This window comes from Paenibacillus prosopidis, from assembly GCF_003337375.1.
GTDB classification, from domain to species: domain Bacteria; phylum Bacillota; class Bacilli; order Paenibacillales; family Paenibacillaceae; genus Pristimantibacillus; species Pristimantibacillus prosopidis.
In genome coordinates, this window is record NZ_QPJD01000022.1 from 1 (window position 1) to 20,092 (window position 20,092).

The 20,092-nt window shown below is 43.4% G+C and carries 24 protein-coding genes; 19 read left to right on the forward strand and 5 right to left on the reverse strand.

Features of this window, described 5'->3' with window-relative positions; all coding sequences use genetic code 11:
* Window positions 1-183, forward strand: a 183-nt coding sequence (locus tag DFP97_RS30975) for a hypothetical protein (protein ID WP_181873689.1), incomplete at its 5' end; no start/stop codon positions are given.
* A gap of 375 nt (window positions 184-558) precedes the next feature.
* Here DFP97_RS30975 and DFP97_RS26365 read toward each other — a convergent pair.
* Together DFP97_RS26365 and DFP97_RS26370 are read right to left on the reverse strand one after the other, a co-directional pair.
* Window positions 559-753 carry a hypothetical protein gene (locus DFP97_RS26365; protein ID WP_114383667.1) on the reverse strand — a complete coding sequence of 65 codons (195 nt, stop codon included), beginning with the start codon at window positions 751-753 and terminating at the stop codon, window positions 559-561.
* Between the two features lie 483 nt (window positions 754-1,236).
* Window positions 1,237-1,461 carry a helix-turn-helix domain-containing protein gene (locus DFP97_RS26370; RefSeq protein WP_114383668.1) on the reverse strand — a complete coding sequence of 75 codons (225 nt, stop codon included), beginning with the start codon at window positions 1,459-1,461 and terminating at the stop codon, window positions 1,237-1,239.
* 184 nt (window positions 1,462-1,645) lie between these two features.
* Here DFP97_RS26370 and DFP97_RS26375 point away from each other — a divergent pair, with 184 nt between their 5' ends.
* From DFP97_RS26375 to DFP97_RS26430, 12 genes are all read left to right on the forward strand, one after another.
* Window positions 1,646-2,464 (forward strand): ParM/StbA family protein, encoded by an 819-nt coding sequence (locus tag DFP97_RS26375; RefSeq protein WP_114383669.1) that lies wholly within the window; start codon window positions 1,646-1,648, stop codon window positions 2,462-2,464.
* Window positions 2,457-2,696 carry a hypothetical protein gene (locus DFP97_RS26380; protein ID WP_114383670.1) on the forward strand — a complete coding sequence of 80 codons (240 nt, stop codon included), beginning with the start codon at window positions 2,457-2,459 and terminating at the stop codon, window positions 2,694-2,696. Before DFP97_RS26375 ends, DFP97_RS26380 begins: the two co-directional genes overlap by 8 nt.
* A gap of 122 nt (window positions 2,697-2,818) precedes the next feature.
* Entirely contained in the window at window positions 2,819-3,079 is a 261-nt protein-coding gene (locus DFP97_RS26385) for a hypothetical protein (protein WP_114383671.1), read from the forward strand.
* Window positions 3,080-3,373, forward strand: a complete 294-nt coding sequence (locus DFP97_RS26390; RefSeq protein WP_114383672.1) for a hypothetical protein — start codon at window positions 3,080-3,082, stop codon at window positions 3,371-3,373.
* A gap of 749 nt (window positions 3,374-4,122) precedes the next feature.
* The gene (locus DFP97_RS26395; RefSeq protein WP_114383673.1) at window positions 4,123-4,446 is read left to right on the forward strand and encodes a helix-turn-helix transcriptional regulator; all 324 of its coding nucleotides are present in this window, start codon (window positions 4,123-4,125) and stop codon (window positions 4,444-4,446) included.
* Between the two features lie 96 nt (window positions 4,447-4,542).
* Window positions 4,543-5,511, forward strand: coding sequence for a tyrosine-type recombinase/integrase (locus tag DFP97_RS26400; protein ID WP_181873690.1), 969 nt, complete (start codon window positions 4,543-4,545; stop codon window positions 5,509-5,511).
* Window positions 5,512-5,675: 164 nt separating this feature from the next.
* Entirely contained in the window at window positions 5,676-5,963 is a 288-nt protein-coding gene (locus DFP97_RS26405) for a hypothetical protein (RefSeq protein ID WP_114383675.1), read from the forward strand.
* Window positions 5,964-6,150: 187 nt separating this feature from the next.
* A complete protein-coding gene (locus DFP97_RS26410) occupies window positions 6,151-7,833 on the forward strand; it encodes a GGDEF domain-containing protein (protein WP_220271196.1) in 1,683 nt (560 codons plus the stop codon).
* 161 nt (window positions 7,834-7,994) lie between these two features.
* On the forward strand, window positions 7,995-10,748 hold the full coding sequence (locus DFP97_RS26415; protein ID WP_114383677.1) for a type IA DNA topoisomerase: 2,754 nt from the start codon (window positions 7,995-7,997) through the stop codon (window positions 10,746-10,748).
* 479 nt (window positions 10,749-11,227) lie between these two features.
* The gene (locus tag DFP97_RS26420) at window positions 11,228-12,001 is read left to right on the forward strand and encodes a hypothetical protein (protein WP_114383678.1); all 774 of its coding nucleotides are present in this window, start codon (window positions 11,228-11,230) and stop codon (window positions 11,999-12,001) included.
* Between the two features lie 61 nt (window positions 12,002-12,062).
* Window positions 12,063-12,305 (forward strand): hypothetical protein, encoded by a 243-nt coding sequence (locus DFP97_RS26425; RefSeq protein ID WP_114383679.1) that lies wholly within the window; start codon window positions 12,063-12,065, stop codon window positions 12,303-12,305.
* A 125-nt stretch (window positions 12,306-12,430) separates the two neighbouring features.
* Window positions 12,431-13,609 carry a S8 family peptidase gene (locus tag DFP97_RS26430; RefSeq protein WP_114383680.1) on the forward strand — a complete coding sequence of 393 codons (1,179 nt, stop codon included), beginning with the start codon at window positions 12,431-12,433 and terminating at the stop codon, window positions 13,607-13,609.
* Window positions 13,610-13,749: 140 nt separating this feature from the next.
* On the opposite strand, the gene DFP97_RS32000 is transcribed toward DFP97_RS26430, so the two are convergent.
* A complete protein-coding gene (locus DFP97_RS32000; protein ID WP_114383681.1) occupies window positions 13,750-14,328 on the reverse strand; it encodes an NUMOD3 domain-containing DNA-binding protein in 579 nt (192 codons plus the stop codon).
* 346 nt (window positions 14,329-14,674) lie between these two features.
* The gene (locus tag DFP97_RS26440) at window positions 14,675-14,956 is read right to left on the reverse strand and encodes a hypothetical protein (RefSeq protein ID WP_114383682.1); all 282 of its coding nucleotides are present in this window, start codon (window positions 14,954-14,956) and stop codon (window positions 14,675-14,677) included.
* A 310-nt stretch (window positions 14,957-15,266) separates the two neighbouring features.
* Between DFP97_RS26440 and DFP97_RS26445 the strand changes: the two genes are divergently transcribed.
* From DFP97_RS26445 to DFP97_RS26455, 3 genes are all read left to right on the forward strand, one after another.
* Window positions 15,267-16,088: an ArdC-like ssDNA-binding domain-containing protein gene (locus DFP97_RS26445; protein WP_114383683.1), complete on the forward strand. Its 822-nt coding sequence runs from the start codon at window positions 15,267-15,269 to the stop codon at window positions 16,086-16,088.
* Window positions 16,089-16,155: 67 nt separating this feature from the next.
* A complete protein-coding gene (locus DFP97_RS26450; RefSeq protein ID WP_114383684.1) occupies window positions 16,156-16,410 on the forward strand; it encodes a hypothetical protein in 255 nt (84 codons plus the stop codon).
* 439 nt (window positions 16,411-16,849) lie between these two features.
* Window positions 16,850-17,992, forward strand: a complete 1,143-nt coding sequence (locus tag DFP97_RS26455) for a hypothetical protein (RefSeq protein ID WP_114383685.1) — start codon at window positions 16,850-16,852, stop codon at window positions 17,990-17,992.
* Window positions 17,993-18,250: 258 nt separating this feature from the next.
* Here the strand turns inward: DFP97_RS26455 and DFP97_RS30455 are convergent, their stop codons facing one another.
* Window positions 18,251-18,448: a hypothetical protein gene (locus DFP97_RS30455; RefSeq protein WP_147275093.1), complete on the reverse strand. Its 198-nt coding sequence runs from the start codon at window positions 18,446-18,448 to the stop codon at window positions 18,251-18,253.
* Between the two features lie 282 nt (window positions 18,449-18,730).
* Between DFP97_RS30455 and DFP97_RS26465 the strand changes: the two genes are divergently transcribed.
* The 3 genes from DFP97_RS26465 to DFP97_RS30980 all read left to right on the forward strand — a co-directional run.
* The gene (locus DFP97_RS26465) at window positions 18,731-18,916 is read left to right on the forward strand and encodes a hypothetical protein (protein ID WP_114383687.1); all 186 of its coding nucleotides are present in this window, start codon (window positions 18,731-18,733) and stop codon (window positions 18,914-18,916) included.
* Window positions 18,907-19,782, forward strand: a complete 876-nt coding sequence (locus tag DFP97_RS26470; protein ID WP_114383688.1) for a hypothetical protein — start codon at window positions 18,907-18,909, stop codon at window positions 19,780-19,782. The genes DFP97_RS26465 and DFP97_RS26470 overlap by 10 nt, the downstream gene beginning before the upstream one ends.
* Window positions 19,783-19,828: 46 nt before the next feature.
* A partial coding sequence (locus DFP97_RS30980; protein WP_181873691.1) for a hypothetical protein occupies window positions 19,829-20,092 on the forward strand: 264 nt, incomplete at its 3' end.

Below are 20,092 nucleotides of genomic sequence, written 5' to 3' on the forward strand. Positions count from 1 at the left end.
AAGCAACTTATTATAAATATGGCTAATCAAATCAGTAACTTAAAAGAGCAATTACAGCAGAAAAACAATGAACTTGAACATTTTAAAAAGAATGAACAACAAAACAACATTACGGAAGAGACATTAAAAGAAGACTTTGAAACGCTACTCCAAATATTCCATAGAGCCAAGCAATTGACTTAACAATTGTCAAAGGATAAAACATTGTCCGATTGAAGTCCGCTTAAACCGCGGGCTTTTTTAGTTATAGGACTAAGATAGTTGAAGACTACTGATGATTGATTCAAAGGAAAGCCAAATTGCGGGGGCTATTTATCATGACATTGGGCTTATTAATTCCATCGTTTCGGCTTTGCATCTTCGTGGCTGTAAAGAATTCGGAAATTTTTGGTCTCTCTATCCCAAAGAACAAATCCTTTTTTGACTAAAGTATTGATTGCGATTTTCACCCGACCATCCGTCCGCTGAGCTCGATGACTGATATGCGCGACATCAATTGTAAATGGATCGTTACGGTATGTGTTCCACAGTATCGTTAAGACTTTGCGAGCTACATCATCAAGCATGGCGCTTCACCAGCTCTACATCGTTAATATCGTCGAGATTAAATATTCGTGGTACGTTCGCCTCATAACAAAAAGCTTTGACCTTCCCATTCGGTACATCCTGAACTCTTATAAGACGAATGGATATATTGCGTTTTTTGTCCTGATAGAAAATCTGCACTGTTCGGTCTATATAATTTTCAATCATGATCATTACCCCCATAAGAACATTTGTTCTTATTATACACCGTAATGTATGTGAATGACAAAGAACAGAAATTTTTAACTTTCTGGAAACACTACATCTATCGAACCAGCATCAGTTTGGATTTTCACACCGTGCGCAGCTCCCAGCGCGCGGTGTTGCGCTGCATGTCGGTGGTCGGTTGACTACAGTTTCCATTGAACTAACTGGCAGGATAGTTTAATTCACTTCGGGAAAAAGTTTGCTAAGATCGTAATTAAGACGGTAGCTGCCTGAAAACACGCATTGGGGTAAGCACGAAGAGACGGCAGCTGGTGAATTGGCTGCCGTCTTCTTCTAATTAGAACACCCTTTAGAAAGCGGGTTAGACAAATCGAGTGACTTCAGAATTCAAGATTTGCAAAACTGCTCTTTACCTTATTCGCCATAAGTTAATTTCCACTTTATGTTCAGGTAGCATCATCCGGCTGCTCTGAATCAATGGCTTCATATATCCCAAAATTGATCAGCTCGAATTGAAGGATCTATTTCCCGTAGAACCTTTATTAACTTCACTGCATTCTTGTATGTTGGTGACCTACTATCATCAATAGCAAGTTGACTAATTGTCCCACGACTCACTTTACTTTTTTCTGCGACCCACTGTTGTTTGATCCCCTTTTTATCAAGCCATTTCCCGAATTTACTTCTTGGCTTACCTAATCCAAACACTTGTGAATCACCTCCCCCGATAGATCCATTCATGTCCCTTTTTCAAATTTTTTAAACATTCCTCAAATTGATTTGAATAATGGACAAGCGATAGTGAGTAGGTATGTAACTAGGTACACACAAGGGTAAGTGCAGCCATAAACGTGCGCACCTGGGTACACACCAAAGGAGGCGAAGAAGATGTATGGAGGCGAAGAAGATGTATGCAGCCATCGATGCGGGGAATAGAAACACGAAATTTTATGACGGAAAGCAGCTCATTAAATTTCCTTCAGCAATCGGTATCAATGAGCTCCAACGGAACCTGAAAGGGCAGAGGAAGCCGTTTGATTTCGAGTGGGAGTACGAAGGAAAGTGCGGATTCGCAGGCACGCTGGCCGAAGATGAGAGCGAGTATGCTGAGAGCAGAAAAGATGACTCCAAGGCTCACTTTGATGCATTGCTCCGGATATTGATTGCATTGCATCAGTTCGGAGTAGGGATAGAGTTCAACATTGTTGTCGGCCAGCCTATTGCAACTCATACCGAAGAGGAGAAGACTGCAATAAAAAACATGCTACAGCGCCGGCACGATCTGATTGTAAACGGGATTCGCAAAACCATCGTAATTCGTAGGTGTGAAATATCTCCCGAAGGTGCTGCAGCGGGCCTCCTAGCTCCGGGGACAGGAATAGTGCGCGTGATCGATATCGGTAGCGGCAGCGTTAATTACGCAACTCTCAAAGATCGGCAATACATAAATAAGAGCAGCTTCACATTCGCGGAAGGAATGGAGAGTAAGAGCAACCTGCAGGTTGCAGCATTTGCAAGGCAAATTGGTACGAAGTCCGTTAATCGGAAGTGGGGGAAGGGAGATGCAGTCTATCTATGCGGGGGTGGGGCACCGGCGATCCTACCTTACCTGCAGGAAGAATTCTTCCCGCATTGCCAATTACTTGAGCCAGATCCATTCTTCTCGAACGTTAAAGCCTTTTACATGATCGCGAGAAAGATCTATGGGTGAGCTCATTAAAAAGCGAGTACAGGTCGTCTTTAACATCGCTGATCCGGATCAAAAAGAGCTGTATAAGCGTGTGATCGAAAGGAAGAATCAATCAGCTTATATGAAGAGACTCATTCAGCGAGATATCGATCAGGCTTTCCATGCAACAGCACCAAGCGGGCTGTCGAATTCCTCTCCGCGCGCAATTGAGACCAGCGATGCCATGGAGTTCAGCGTAGGGGACTTTTTATAGTAGGACAGGGAAGGGAGGAGGCCGGGGTACCTCCCTCAAGAAGCCTCTCTTCGACCACCCCAAACCCGATGTCATGACGTCATGACTGCCAAGATAATTAATTAAATGGAGGCTGATACGTAATGAAGGAGAGGGTAGAAAGAGTTGATAAAAAGCATCGTGTGACGTTGAGGATCGATGAAGTGACGCACAGTGAGATAGATGCGCTTAGCTTCCGACATAATATCTCGCTGAATTTGTTTTATACCGAAGCCATTGAATATGCTCTGGATAGCGAAGAATTCATTAAACGGATTAATAATAAATACAAACGAGATATGCGCCGCGGGCACTTTACGTACCATCAGGATATGAATACATTAAGACGTGGGAGGCTGGTTTAGATGTCATGGCTTGGGGATGTTTTATTTGGTAAACGTGAAAAGCAGCCTATGCTTGTCCATCTCTCACCGAAAGTGATCGCCGGAATGGAGACACTGGTGTACCTCCATAACGCGCGGACAGCTGAAATCGATCATATAACCCTCGACGATGTGTTGGAATACGCTGCAGGTACTGTTGTAAGAAAAACGCTGAAGATTGCCCATCGCGAAGAACCAAGGCAGCCTGCCGATTCGCCAGACGTCGTAGACTACGCTACGCATCGGATTGGCAGAGGGAGGAAACAATTGAGATAGCAGATGTTTGGAAAAAACGCGGCTGGATTTCGGTCGTCGATAACATGAGATCGGCCGCAACATTCCATCTCTTTAAAGATATTTTTATAGGAAAATGAATAGGTTAAAAAGGCTGTATAAAATAAGTTATATAGCCTTTTTAGCTGGAAAAACATTGTAATTGGCTACATTACTGTGGTATAATATTACTATAATTTGACTACGTTACTTTTCTCTTTACAGATAATTTAGAGATAAATTGTTTGGGATAAAATGGAGGGGGAGTATCGAATAAAAAAATCGAAAAGAGATTTTATATGGCTATTTTGATTGGAATTGTTTTGGGTGTTCTCGGCACGAGCTTAGGATTTTTTAAATAATGATGAATTCATCATCAGTTAAGGAGAGAGGAGCTTATTCACCATGAAAAATCCTGACTGGCAATGCGGACATTTTAACTTGTGGTACGAGAATGGTTCTCTTGTTTTCTCAGACTGCAAGAAACGTGGGTTTGAGCAATATTTGGAGGATAGTGATTTTCCCGCATGTTCAAAGAAATTCATAAGGACCCGGACACTGGTTTTTCGGTACTAAAATTAATAATCACGTCGACAAAGTTACGTTCTTCAGAAGTTTTGATGCAAACGCTGAATGCTTAAGCGAGTTCGGGGAGTTAGTAGCTTTGTCGGTAGGTGCCCCACGACTTATTCGATAGGACATTGATATAGAGAAAATTACCTGAAAATCAAACTGATCAAAGAGGTGTAGAAATGGAAAAAAGCCAATTAGAGCCAATTAGCTTTGAAACTGTAGATGATCCAATTGTTTTTTTTGCGCAACAATATAATTTAACGCCTCGCGAAACGGATTTGCTTCGAGTCGTAGCGAAGCACGGTTATACTAATGAGCAAATAGCTGAATCCTTACATATTCAAAGGAAAACTGTGAATATCCACATGACCAAATTGCTTTCAAAGACAGGATGCGCTTCATCCAGGGAGTTGCTTTCCAAAATCATTACACATTTGCTACCGGATAATGATGATAAGGATGAGGACGATCAAACTGGAATCCAGGAAAGAGCATTGAACTAACATCCAGCATCCCTATCTCTGGCCAAGAGGGTTGAGGAATGCGCTTAGGCTAATCACCAGTAACTGCCATGAAAAGATTACCACATGAAGGAGCGCGTGACTAGATGGTGGTTATTGGCAGGGATTCAATTGAATGACTATTCTAAATGGTTGAAAAGTAATGGAAAAAGCGATGATACAATAATTTCCTACAATCAAGTTGCAATGCAATTTCAGAAATGGTTTCTTCAAAGAATAGGAAAGGAGACGTTTAAAGGTAAATATGTATCTGCTTTAGATCTTCAGGAATGGAAAAGTTTCCTCATAGATGAAGCAACATATGTACGGGGAAAAAAAGCAACACCGAAAAAGTACTCAATAAGATCTGTCATAACATTCATTAAAGCTATTAAATGTTATTTTGAATACCTGCAAGAGATAGGGGAAATCAAAAGCAATCCAGCTATAAAAATAAAGCCCCCTAAGATGCAGATGGATGATGACGATGATCCAAGATGGTTAGAGCGGATCGAGCGAACCCGGCTGTTGAATTATATTAACGATGAAGAATTGAAGGACAAAAATCACTGGCGCTATAGCAGAAATAGGGCAATCATTTTTCTTGGCCTACACGCTGGACTGCGAAGAAGTGAAATTGTCCATTTCGAAGTAGAGGACATTTATTTCGAGAAGGATTATGTGTTTGTTCGTGACGGCAAAGGCGCTAACTCCCGGCGTGTGCCTATGAATACTGATTTGCGAAAGGCTCTTACCGAATGGCTGGAACAACGTGGTGAACAAGAATCTTCAAACGTCTTTATTTCGCAAAAGGGCGGACCGATTACTAGACACACTTTGAATAAAATGTGTACTACTATCGGAAAGAAAATTAAATTGAATAACTTCGGGCCACATGTTCTCAGGCATACCTTTGGTCACGATTTGGCTGTTAAAGGGACTCGACTTGAACATATTGCAGATCTAATGGGACATTCAAATGTGAATTTTACAAGAGTATATACTCGTTCCAGTATGAAAGAACGCAGCAACGTCATTGAATCCTTATCTGAGGAACGAGCTGATTAAATCTTGAACATTTAATTCTGCGTAACCCCTTGCTTTAGTTAAGGGGTTAAATTTCGTATTCAGAGTGTCTTAACCGCATTATGCTTCCGATAATAAATAATAATGACGGTAAAGTTCGATGCAACAAATGCAGCTTAAAAACATTCGAAGGAGCGAACTATCCAATGAACACGCATGTAGAAAATCAACTGCGTACAAGCCTTAAAGCCTTAGATTCGACCGTTCAAAGTGGAAACAGATTAATTATCATGGAAGATTTGAAATTTCGTTTAGAAATGCTAAAAGGCAGCTTAAACCCGCCTGCAAATATTATTCATAATATCGAAGTCATGCTTGCCGAACTGGAAAGTAATCTTGGTCTATCTTCTGATTCAGTTCTCGAAATCAAGAGATTCTATGCTGTCCTTTTCTCAGCAGAACGCAATCGAGATCCTCTGTTTAACCTTAGCTAATACTGAGATGGCCAATAGGGCAGCACGTTACATGATAATTTGAAGGCCATTCGTATTTTTGAAAGAAAAGGTGATTGTTATGATGCTTCATCCGGAAATCATACCGGCGTTAATTTTGGTATCCATACTCATAGGCATGTTTACTATGGGGTATATGCTATTCCGTAGATGGCGAAGCAAAATGTACTTGATTTTCACAGCTTCGATAGCCGCGGCGCTTTTAGTTCAATTGATTCTATTAGTATCCGTGCTGCTCGACCTCCAGGCTTCATCTTTAGGATTGATGCAATCCATTGTTTTTCCTATTGCGTTTATGTCGCTTCATGGCGGGTTCCATCACATATTTAATCCCAAAAACAATAAGAAACTATACATATATGCAGCTGCTATTGCGGGATCCATATTAACTGCAAGCTTATCCTTCTTTGTGAACATCTTTTTTGTAGAGATCGCTCTGGCAGCAATTAATGTAGGTTTTACCGTTTTCCTATTTTATTGGGCTTTGCCGCGATTGGCCAAGAGGGGAAAGTTCCTGGCGACATTCATACTTAATGTTTGTACGGCTATAAGTACTTTGCTTTTTAGTATCCTGGAGCTTCAAATACTTTTGTTTATATCGATTACCCTTTGTTTAGCCACATTTTCTGTCCTATTTGTCATCTTGTTTGATAGAATCATCGATTTGATGCAAGCTGTATCCTACTCATCGGTGACAGATGGCTTAACCGGTCTTTATCAAAAACATTATTTTAAAAGGAAAGTGAACGATGCTATAGCTGCTGGTGATCCATGTGCGGTCATTTTCAGTGACATTGACAATTTCAAGAGATTAAATGATACAGAAGGCCACCAAAAAGGCGATGTCATGCTTGTATTCGCGGCTACTGTTATGAAGGAGGTATGTGCGGGTATCGGAATCGTTGGTCGATACGGTGGAGAGGAAATTGTAGCTCTCATTACAGACGAACGTAGAGATCCATCGATCGTAGCAGAAAATTATCGTGCAAGAATTGAAATGGAATCCAAAAAGCAGGGATATGTACCAATCACGGTAAGCGTGGGGTTCAGCCGGCTCAATGAAGATATTGAGGATGCGGACGAATTTATCCGGCAAGCTGATGATGCTATGTATGTGTCAAAAAGCTCCGGCAAAAACAGAGTTACGAATTATTTGGCTCTCCGGAATAATCATCAAGATACAAACGATAATCCCACGGTTGCTGCAGCTGCAAATCCAACCCAACCGAATGTGCCATACCATAACGCAGACAACCAAGAAGTTGAGAAGGATAAACAATCCGAATTTCTTCCTGAACCGATTATTGAGCAGCCAATTCCTGAGAAGGAAGCACTGTATAAAGCAGAGGAAGCTGAAGAAAGTCACCAATCTCCGGAAATTACCACTCACACGGAGATTGATCCCGGTGTCGTTTCACAGCTTGAAACAGCTCCAGAATTAATTGATGAGTTCACCGTCGAGAATCAGAACAGCCAAGTTCCTGGTGCAGATACGGCGAAGGATGCTAATCCAAGAACAGTTGTGTCCGAATTTAAACGTATGGATTCTGGTGGTGTTCCTGATGGAGTAGAACGCAAGCAGCTAGATCCTGACGATTCTGAGCAGAATGAGATCAAGCAAGCTGTTGATCCAGTAAGCGATCCAAAAACAAGCACTAAATCTCAAAAAGCAAAGGGATCCTCTTCCCGTACCAAAGCGAGGAAGGTGGACGGCGAAGCAGGAGTATCGGCTTCGAAAAAAACGTCAGAGACGTTGACTACTGCTCCTTCTCCTAGTAATAAAAATATCATCATGACGAACGACCAATCGGCACCTAAAATCATAAGAAATCCCTTTTCGAAAAAGGAATAGGAGTTAAAAATATGGAGTGGTTTCGGATTTGAAAGTCGGGATTTTATCATTGAAAGGAAAGTCGTTCACAACGGGCAACACCATTGGGAGGCGGTTAATTTAAAGACCATCAAGTGGTAGTTTTGTTGAATAATATGCTAAAAGATTGGAGTGTTAGTATCATGTATAACCGCGTAATCTTGGCCGAAAAGCCAGCGATGGGAACAGACATCGCACAAGCTTTGGAGCTAAAGAGTAAAGGGCGGCATTACCACACGCTGACTAATGGGGATGTCGTTACGTGGGCCATTGGTCATGTTATTCAGCTAAAGGAGCCGGATAGCTATCCGGAATATAAGGAATGGAAGCTTGAAAATTTGCCATTTATTCCGGATCCGGTTCTGACCGAAGTAGACCCCGATAAAAAGGATCAAGTAAGCGCGATTCGAGAGCTGGTAAGCAAAGCTAAATGCGTAGTCATAGCGACAGACGCGGGTAGGGAGGGCGAGCACATAGCTCGCTTAGTGCTTCAAGAATGCAAATATCCGGTCAACGAGTCGGGCCGCGCCTTCCGGCTCTGGTTAAGCGATTTAACGCCGGAGACGATCCAGAAAGCATATGCCAACATGAAAGATGCCCGGCAATACGAAAACTTGGCTGCATCTGCCCAGGTTCGGGCTAATGCGGATTTCTGGATGGGCATTACGGCTACACGCTTCTTTTCGGTTATGGTTCATGATATCGCTCGGGAAAGAGTGACTTTATCCGCCGGCCGGGTCCAAACGCCGACCTTACGGATTGTGTATGATCGTGAAATGGCCATTCAGAACTTTGTAGCGCAGCCATTTTATGTGCTAGTCAGCGATTTTCAAACATCAAGCGGGAACTACCCCGGACAGTGGTTCAAGCTGAATGAGGAAGGCAAAACCGTCTACCGATTTGATACAAAAGATAAAGCCGACGAGATTCGGAAGAAAGTCCAAGGGCAGCAAGGAAGCGTACTTCAGTACACCGAAAAGTCCGTCAAGCGCTATGCGCCGCAGCTCTTGCACGAAGGATCGATAAAGACGGAAGCGCGGAAGCAGCTGGGTTTTAGCCTTCAAAAAACAAAAAAGGTTTTGCAAGCCGTGTATGATAAAAAATACTGCACCTATCCGCGAACGGACAGCCGCCATATGTCGGAGAACGCAGCTGATGAGTTGCTAGAAAAGCTCACGAAGCTGAAAGAAACAAGCAAGTACCAGCAGTATTTCCCGAACATTCTTGAAAGCATAAAAGGTAAGACCAGGTTTGTTGACAATAAAAAGGTGACAGAACATCATGCGATCGTTCCAACAGACCGAAATCCGGAGCACTACAAAGACGGTGAAGATAAGAAGCTGACTACAGACGAAGAAAAGCTGTATGAGCTGATTTTACGGCACACGCTGGCCGCATTCCATCCAGAAGGCGTAGACAAAGAAACGGAAGTCATCACTTCCGTCGTCGGTGAAAGTTTCTACTCCAAAGCCGTTATGGTTGTGTCCGAAGGCTGGCGAAAAATCTTGAAACCGCAGCAGGATTCGGACGAATCGAGCGAAGATGAAAGCAAAGCTGACCAAATGGGCAATGTTCAAAAAATTCCGCAGCTGCAAGAAGGCCAAGCCGCGACCGCTGCAAATATCGACACCCATACCGGTAAAACCAGTAAACCAAAGCGTATGTATGATTCTGACTTGCAAGAGGCTATGGAACACGCTGGCCGTCATGTCGATGCAGAAACCACGGATGAGGAAGTCAAGCAATTTCTCAAATCCGGAATTGGAACACCAGCCACCCGATCGGACATCATCGAAACCCTGAAACGACAAAAATACATCGAAATTGAAAAAAATCTGGTTTACCTTACGGATAAGGGGAAGCACTTCATGGAGCTGATCTACGAGCATCCATTAGCGTCTATCGAGCTGACAGGGGAGTTTGAGAAAAAGCTGAATGAAGTAGCTGAAGGGCAACGATCCGCTACTGCGCTCCTGGAAGAGTTTAAGGCATTCGCTCATGATATTTTGAGCATGAAAGGTAAACTGCAGGTGCAGATCGAGGCCATGCAAAAGGACAACATAAAGTTGTCCCTGTTCTCTAATATCGAAGAAGTGGGTACATGCCCGATTTGTGGGAAGCCGGTCATCGAGGGATCGAAGGGATACGGCTGCAGTGCCTGGAAGGAAGGCTGCAAATTCACGATATGGAAAGAGCATCGGAATGTGAAGCTCCGAGAAAAACAAGTACGGGACCTTCTCGAAGGAAAGGAAATTCTGGTCAAAGATATACTTCCAAGCCAGGACGGTAAAAAGCCATATGACGTTTATCTCAAACTCAAAGATGGTAAGCTCGAGAGCCGTTTTCCCACCATCGAGGATAACAGTTTAGGGGATTGTCCCGTTTGCGGCAAGCCGGTCGTAGAGAAAGATAAAAACTTCGGCTGCTCCGGCTTTAAAGATGGCTGCAAATTTGCAATCTGGAAAGAATTTCGTAAGGTCGAGCTGCCGCGAAAAGCGATCAAGCCGCTGCTGGCGGGTAAGGAAGTACTTCTCCAAAATATCCAGCCGTCCGAAACTGGAAAGAAAGCATATGACGTTTACATCTTCCTTAAAGATGGCCATCTTCAAACCAGATTCCCGATCGCTGACGACAACAGCGTAGGAGCATGTCCACTTTGTAGTAAGCCGGTTGTGGAAAGTGATTCGTATTACGGCTGCAGCGCTTGGAGGCAAAGCGGCTGCAGATTCAAACTCAGCAAGGAATTTTTGGGCGTGATAATTACCCCCGCCCAGTTTAAGAAACTTATGAAAAATGGAAAGACAGATAAGCTCATCGGCTTTAAGAGCAGCAAGGGACTGTTTGATACTGCGCTTGGATACGATCAAAACCTAAACCGCTATTCTTTCATGAAGTGATATGACAGTCGGGATATTCTCAGAACATTAGTAGGGGTTTTGCCCGCTCATGTGGAAATACTGAACGAACAAGCCGGAAGCCGAGCGCACGAAGAAGGTCGGGCTATTCCGGAGGAAAAGGATGCTGCAGCTCGGGAACGATCCGGGAAAACGTCGACGAACACTATGTGATAGAAAGTGGAATAGAATCATGGAAAACCATCCTTTCTATGGAATTATGCTTAATATAGATAGGATAGTTTAATTTTCTAGTTTGGGGTATAGATTCATCAAAGCTTGATAATGGGGTCGGTGCAGTTTGTCCCGACCCAGAAGGTAAACACCAGGATTTATCCTAGTGTTTTTGATTTTACAATTTCCGGATATTCAAACATAGAGAGCACGAGTTAACAAAAACATAATATTAGACTTGTAGGAATTTTTTAGGAAAAATAGTATTATGAAGTCGAGTTTCATCATAAAAAGGAGGAATATAGTTAATGAAAAAGTTGTTATCGGTAATGATGATGATGATGGTTTTAGTTGGATTGTCTAGTAGTATGGTTGCAGCTCAATCTCAACAACAAGAAAAACCAGTGTACATCGAAAAAGCGGATAAGATATTGAATTCAGATCTTACTTACGAACAGAAGATTGAGAAGCTGCAGAAACTTGGATGGAAGACTATTCAAAAGGAACCGGAGGTTCAGCCGTTAACCCTTGGTGGGTATGCAAGTATATCGCATACTGTAATGGGTCCTTCCCAGTCAGGTTATAAGTATCTAGTTATTTCTAACTGGAATTACAACACTTCGAGCGGAGGATGGGATACTACCGGTATTAAAGCACTAGATACTTATGCGATTGGAATTGTTGACTTAGATGGAAAACCGGTTAACCGTCAACCGGAATATCCAGGAATTTGGGTTAAGGATCAAGGAGATGAAAGTTTTAGTGGATATGGTTGGTCATCTCAATCTTTCTCCTCTGGAATGACTTATAATATTCAAGACGCTGTTTTGTTAAACAATAGTGGCGGATATGACTATGTTGGTTCAAAAGGAGAAGCGTGGTTTTACATTGATAAACCTACTTCTGTTAGCCCATGGTATTTCAGGAGCGATTGGAAGCATACGTGGAGCTCGACCGAAACGATACTTGAGTCTTTATCCATTGCCTATCCATGGAATGTTGTTGCAACATGGAAAAATAATATAACCCCACAAAAATGGGACAAAACGTGGCAAACATCTATTTCGTTTACCCAGCCCTGATAGAACTTAGAAGCAAGGCGAGGGGATCCCTCGCCTTGCTTGAATGATTGGAGGACATTATATGAACTATTCAAAAGCTGGAGTGATATTTTTAGTTACAAGTGGAGTATTCTATACTCTCGAACGAATTTCGCAGTGGTATGTAATAGCAATGATAGGTAACGGAAATGGGATTAATCAGGGAAATGCCGGTTGGTCTGGATCGCATAATGTTCCTTTGAGTGAGAATATATTTGTAGTTCCATTCCTTTTACTTGGCATAATTCTAATTATATGGGGCTTCGTTAAAGATAATAAGAGATAAGAAAAAAGGAAATTGTATTGTCTCTATCTTTAAGCCAAGAGAGACAACGGAATACAACTGAACTTTTTAAATATCTCCTTTTCCAACCCTAACCATTTATACAATAGTAGATTGGATGATGCTGCATGAAAAAAGCTGGCAGTTTCCTACTTATATTTATTTGGTGCATCATGGCAACTTCATTAGCTCATGGGTCGTCGGTTCAAGAGAATAATACACGATATTTAGTATCTTTCCATACTTCTATTGATCATCAACTGATTAATAGTCTAGAAGGTAAGATAATAAAAGAATATCGATATATACCAGTTGCGGTTGTTGAGATTTCGGAGAGTAAGGCTGCATCATTAAAAGACTATTCTCAAGTTGAATTCTTTGAGCCTGATCTTAGAGTCAATGCAAATCCTGAGTTGAACACAAAGGTGGAGCCTAATCTTAAAGCTGATACAGCAGAGTCTTCTCCAACGATATCTAAACAAGAAGTTCCGTGGGGGATTTCGAAGATAAATGCAATTGAAGTACATAAGAAAGGATTCACCGGCAAAGGAATTAGGATTGGAATAATTGACTCAGGTGTTGATTACACACATGATGATTTGAACGTGGTCGGCGGCGTAAGTTTCGTAGATGGGGCATCTGACTATTTTGATAACTACGGACACGGTACAGCAGTAGCAGGAATTATCGGTGCTAAAGATAATTTAATAGGTGTCGTGGGCGTTGCTCCGGAATCGAAGCTGTATGCTATTAAAGTATTGGACTCAATGGGTGAAGGGTACATTAGTGATATCGTCTCGGGAATTGAATGGGCGGTTGAAAATAACCTAAATATCGTCAATCTAAGCCTTGAGGTATCAATGGACAATAAAGTCCTTAATAAGTCTGTTAAGGAGGCTTACAAGCGAGGAGTACTACTGATCTCGGCTGCAGGGAACATGGGGTCCATGGGAACTCTTGCTTATCCGTCTGCTTATAAAGAAGTTATTGCTGTAGGAGCTATAAACAGCAGTAATGAAAGAACAGTTTTTTCTGGTACAGGAAAAGACCTCGAATTAATGGCCCCAGGAGAAAACGTTTATAGTACGTATCTGAATGACCAATATACGATGAACGTTGGGACCTCGATGGCCTCAGCACACGTAGCTGGGGTAGCTGCTCTGATCTGGGAAGCCAACCCTAACCTAAGAAATGAAGATATCCGAGAAATATTGGACAAAACTGCTGTTTTAATTGGTGACAAAATCTTATACGGTTATGGATTGGTTGACGCTTTGAAGGGATTGAATTACGGAGATAAATATTAAGACATTGGAAGGGACCAATAAATATTGGGTCCCTTTCGTCTTTTTCGTCCATTCCAAACAATCTCATTATGGGGTCCCGCCACATGCCCATCAAGTTAAAATTTTCGAATACCCCTAGAACGCCTGTGGCTGAACCCTTTTTATAGATGATCCCACGTGTCACCCTGAAGCAAAGCGGTAATAGCACTCTTTGAAACGCCGTATTTAGAAGCTAATTTTCTATGAGACCAGCCTGACTCTTGAACATATATTTTCCTAATTTCAAGCACCTGCTCATCATTCAAAACCGCTCTTGAAGATTTTTCTCCACTCATGTTTAACTTTCTTTCTTCTGAAAATGTTATTCCCTTTTTTATTGCACTGAGCTTGTTTCGATGTTCAGCTGATAAAGGGACTCCTTTTTTAGACTGTGAAATCTTAATTCTCACCGCTTGTGGCCGGGTACGCCCAATTAGGCATTTCCGTATGCGGTCTTTTACCTCATCACTAACCTTCCTTCCTCGGTTCTTATCTCCGATCTTTCGGGCCCACTCAGAAGACATTTTGCGTCCCTTCAATGTAATACTGAGCTTTCTCCTTGAATCTTCAGATTTTACTTTACCCGTTCTTGCGACACTCATCTTATGACGTGTTTCAGCCGTAAGTAACTGGCCTTTTCGACTTTCACTAATCTTCTTTTTCGTTTCTTCAGTATGCTTTCGACCGGTCATACCCGTCATAAGTTACCTCCAATGTCTATCCAGTACCGTTCACCTCTTAATATACGATGACTTTATAAGAAATCCCTCTCAATAACTCGGTTTAAAGATATCAATCTCTTTGGATCCCTCAGCTCGTTCAGTCGGGAAGCCCAAGCGACTCACCGGCTCTAAGTCGTTTCGCTCCTAAGATCCGGTAGATTCCATTGGACTTCTTTTCCTCCTTTGCGTTCCGATGCAAAGAAAAGAACAATAACAATCGGAAGTGATGCAGCCAAAAAAAGAATTGGATAAGGTAGGGGAGACAATCAGCTCGCGCTGGTTGTCTTTTTTTGAAATGAAACTAATTAACCCCGTTAAACCAAGTTCAAATGCCTTGAAGAGCCAAGCGCAAGGGCAAAAACCTAACGGGTTTTGTGAACAGCTTGACCATGAGCGTAGCTGCTTTGCTCCTTACGTTTTCAATCGCTAACATCCGTATGTATTTTTCATATCCGTCATCATAGCAAATCATGCCGAACCCTGACGCGCAAGGATGGCTTATCTCTTTGAGAACGCCACCCGGCAAGCCGGGCAAGTCCTTGCGCGCCAGGAACCGGCATGATAAGAACGCTATGACGGCTACGAAAAATACGGATGTAAAGCTCATTGAAAACTTCATATGCAAAACAGCAAGTACGCAAGGCAAGTTCTGTTCTCAAAACCCTAAAGATTTCCGCTCATCGCCGCTCGGGCTAGACCGGCAAACAGAAATCCGGATATAGGGTAAACATAACATTCACCCAAGGAGTTGAGTCCAAATGTCGAAATCCCAGCTGGTTATCGCTCAATCGAAAATCGCACGTTTGCAAGCGCTGAAAAATCTTACGGTACATGGTTCGCTCATTATCCGCTAATATAGTCCGGGCCGGAATCCGGCCCCAACTTCCATATATCAAATTTAAAAGGAGTGTTCCTGAATGACTACATACACCGACCGAAAAGTAAATGACCTCTATGCAAAACTCAAAGAAGGCGTTACACAAGTTTATACTTCTGAGCAATGGAAAGAGGTTTTGCTATTCCAAACCCGGTTCCATGACTATTCTTTCAATAACATGATGCTTATACTTCTCCAATACCCTACGGCTACTTATGTAGCAGGCTTTGAGGAATGGAAGAAGCTAGGCCGCCATGTAAAGCTTGGTGAAAAGGGTTTAAAAATCATGGCTCCAAGCTTCAAGATGAAAAAGGATGAAGAGACAGGAGAGCAAAAGAAAGTGCTTTGCGGGTTTCATCAAGTTACTGTTTTCGATGTGAGCCAAACAGGCGGCAAAGAGCTTCCGAGCCTTACCCATGAACTGACGATGGAAACCGCAACTTTGCGTGATTTCTATGAAACGCTGAAAATGGTTAGCCCGTTTCCTGTAGAGGAAAAAACGATCTCAGACGGTTCAAAAGGTTATTTCGATCACTCGACACAAAGCATCGGAATTAAAAAGGGAATGGCCGCTTTGCACAAATGCAAAACATTGGTTCACGAAATGGCTCACGGCCATTTGCACACGAACACGGATAAATCGAGGGAATTGAAAGAAGTCGAAGCAGAGGGAACCGCGTTCGTCGTTCTTTCATACTTCGGATTCGATACAAGCAAATACAGTTTTCCTTACGTAGCTGGCTGGAATGGCTCCGCGTTTTCGGATCACATTCAAAAGGCGGGAGAAACCATTCAAAAGGCCGCTGAAAAAATGATCAGTGAAATTGAGAAAGAAATGAGCAAGAAAGCCGCAATCGCATAATAGCCGCGAACGCGGCCCCGGCCCTGTCGGGCCGGGGCATCTATCAAAATACATGGAGGTTAGCCAAATGAACGACGCACTAGTTCCGTCCGATACGATTCCTTTTGAACTGTCTGAAGCTTTGATGATTCAGATTGGGTTTCAATCCGTTACTTTTCAAGGATTCAATGATGAATCCGGTTATGTTTTTTGCGGGATCAATGATGAAGGGAAATGGGACGTTCAAGTAGATTATGATCCCGTTTACGATTGCGCCGATGTTCGTTATCACGCGAATTTTAACGGAAAGAATATTCAGCATGAAACAGATATGTTTCTTTAAGAGATCGGAAAAGCATGCACCTGGAAGCCGGATTGACCGGCTCCCAGGTGCATGAGGCCGGGCTTCGCCCGAAAGGATGCCACCGCCGCGGGGCGGTACCTTCGGATTCAGTGGCCGCCAGGACTGGGGGTCGCCAAAATCAGCGCCCTCCAGCCCTTCTGGCCGAGGCGGAGTGATTCTCGAAGAAGAAAAGCTTCTTGAAAGACAAAAGTTACATTCGTTAAATACTGAGTATCTTTTTTTACAAATCGTTCCACGCGGAACATATGTTCCCATTTTGGGCAGTTTGTTTTTAGTATTCCCAAGATCGTGCGTCTTTATACCTCGAAGAAAGAAGCGCATTTTCAGCGAATTGATCCGTTACATGTCAACGTGCTGGATAATTATTCCGATAACTAATATAGAGGAAAATTAAGATAGAAAGCTGGGAGAGAGGAATATGAAGGAATATAGTTCACAATTTAGTTCATTATTTATTAATGGATTCGCCCTTACCACACTAGTTGTATGTTTTTTATTAGGTGTGGTTTTGAATGTACTTTTTATGCGTAAGGATATCACGCAAGGGACATGGAAGAAATTTTATCACCGATGCGCGTATCTACTGCATTATTCCTTTCTATTTTTGTTCGTTGTTATGATCGCCGTGTTCCTGGTGTTTGTGATTGGTTCTATAGTTATCTTCACATCTCCATTGAAGGAAATTTCATTCGCATTAACGTTCATTTATATTTTGACAGAGCTGATTACTGGATTAACTGTTTTAGTGGTTTCTGTAGGAATTCTCGCTTTACTGGCTTCTGCCTTAGTGTCCAAGTTTCATCGATTCCGAAATGTTTTGAATTCCCTGCAGTATGAAAAGTGGGGTTTACTTCAAAATTGGAGTGCCACAACCCGTGCCTTTAATAAAAGAAAGGAATGGATCCAGCGTATTTACCCGGAATTATTGGTGCAGTTGCAAAGCACTTCGGTAGACACTCACTTGCAGATCGTCAGTGTTGCCGCCAACGCTGGGGAATATGAACGAAAGATTGCGGGTTTTCTCCAAACGGAGTTTACGTCACCTAGTCACTTGCTGGCTAGTGATTTAGTTTCCATAGAGGAGTACAAGCGTCAGGAACCTAGCGATCCTCCAAACTTTATGTACTCTGCCAAGTCTTACGATGCTATAGAAGTTAATCAACTGCTGCATGACCACGGCCTGCAACATACAGATTGCATTATCGATTTTAAAGGCTCTATGTGGCATTCTGTTGAAGCAGCTTCCAGGGGAAAGAAAAGTGAAGCTCTGGAATCCATCATGATGTCATTCCACTCTGCTTTGAGCTCTAACGGGTTTATTGTCATAGAGGCATATAAACGAAAACCTTTTACACATTTGCTTAATAACCTATCTTGTAAGTTGTTTAAGAAAATATGGTACTACGCTGAAAAATCTTCGGATACCATGATTCGTCCTCATTTCGAGAAAAGTTACATTCTTCAGCAATCCTTTAGTCGTATCGAGGTTGGTAGCGGCATGTATAAGCTGGCGATCTATCGTAAACGCGATCTGCAAGAAGCACAACAGAAAGCAAGCTAATCAGTCATTTCGAATCCTCAGACTACCACTCGAGCCAGCTCTAGCAGCTGGTTTTTTTTATTGCCTAATGATCCCCCAGCTCGTTCAGTCGGGAAGCCCAAGCGACTCACCGGCTCTAAGTCGCTTCGCTCTAAGAGCCGGTAGATTCCATTGGACTTCATTTCCTCCTTTGCGTTCCGATGTAAGAAAACCCCGATCAACACCTCCAAAATTGCGAAGAAACTACAAAGCTGGCCGCGCAACGCCGGCCGCCGCTGATCACTCGTCAGACCGAGACAAGCCATTCTCGAAGAAGTAAACCTTTGAAAGACCAACGCCTAAAACCCAAGTGGGAAATCTCGAAGAAGAAGAGGGCAGGGCTTGCTTCGCAGAACAATACTGCAGCGCTGGCGCTTCACTCCTGTCGTTTTCAACGAGCCACATCCGGGCGTATTTCGTATCCGTCATCTTAGCCAACCATGATGAACCTCTCCGTGCAATGGTGGCTTATCTCTTTCGAGAACGCCATCCCGGCTATGCCTGGCAGACCATTGCACTTCGAGAGCCAATCATGGTTAAACGTGGCTATGACGGCTTCGAAATACGGATGTTTTGTTCTTTTGAAAACTTTATACGCTCCACGCTTGCCAGCTGGCGGCGATTCTGCTCATCAAGCCCTTAAAGAATCCGCTCATCGCCGCTCGGGCTAGACAGGCAAGCGAACCGGATGTATGCATCATAGTCACAGGAGGGATACGAATGCGCGGTAAATTGATGATTATGATCGATTTGGAAGATCGATCGCCTGAGAATGAAAATTGGTTGGCAGACACGATTGCGCTAGGGAATTCCCTACGCGACCGTTTGGAAGCCACCCCCGATGTTGTCGTTCATGATATTGATGTTTTGCCATTACGCGAGGGGAGAGATGGTAGATGCAATTAACGTTGGATATTTTCGATAATGAGGCGGTACTTTTCACGGGGGACACTAAAAAAATGAAACCCGAGGAAATGACGCTTTCCATGTTTATGTCGGAGCCTGCTTGGCGTGCCGTGCTTGACGAAAAAGCAACGGGCGAGACCAAAGGGATGTACCACATGATTCAGCCAGACGGTTCATCGTGGCGCGGTGGCTGGATCGGAAAATTCCGGAATGAAGAATTGGCTAAACGGGATTTTCATTATAAGCAGTTATATTGGGCTATTTTCCGCGGTTCAGAGATTGCAGAGAGTGTTCTACAGGATTACAAGAAGCTGTTAACGGTTCAGCGCTCGATTCATAAGCACATGGACAATATCCATATTCAAAACGGTCCTTATCTTACTGTTACCGTTGGGAGTGAGCGACGCTATTTTCACATTAAGGATTTTCCTATGTATTGCAGGGTAAGTGTGCGGGAGTTCATTCGAGATCATGAGTTACTTCAATTAGCGCCAGGTGAGTCGTGGTATGGATCCGGTGATGATGGTTTTGGCCCGGTTGAAGAAATGGCGATCGCACTTGAGCGCAAGCTATCCAAACTGCTCAAAAAAGACCACCGTCCGCATTTTCTTTTACAGGATAACCGACTTTCCTTCGGTTCCACGGATATCAAGGTTGTCCTGCGGATTCCGGAGATTATTAAAGACGGAGTATGTACGAAATATCGTCTAGTCGAAGGTGTAACGGTCTATTCTGCTGGTTCGTGCGTGGCGCGAGTCGAATACAAGGAAGAAGATACTTCAGCAGCTGTGCGGATTGGTCTACGCCCGTCACTCCTGCATCAAATTGGTACGGATACCGGATGGAGAGAGGTAAAGCCGATTTAGCTTGGTTCTATCGAAGCGCCGGTGAACGAAGTGTTTCACCGGCAAGATGCCTGCGGGTCGCTCGAGTTGGATCGGAGCCGGGGCGAGAGGCCGGGCTTCGCCCGAAAGGTTGCCACCGCCGCAGGGCGGTGCCTTCGGATTCAAGCGGTGGCCGCCAGGACCGGAGGCCGCCCAAATCCGCGACCTTCCGACCCTTCTGGCCGAGACGAAGCGGATCTCGAAGAAGAAAAGGGCAGGGCTTGCTTCGCAGAACGATACTGCAGCGCTGGCGCTTCGCTCCTGTCGTTTTCAACGAGCGACATCCGGGCGT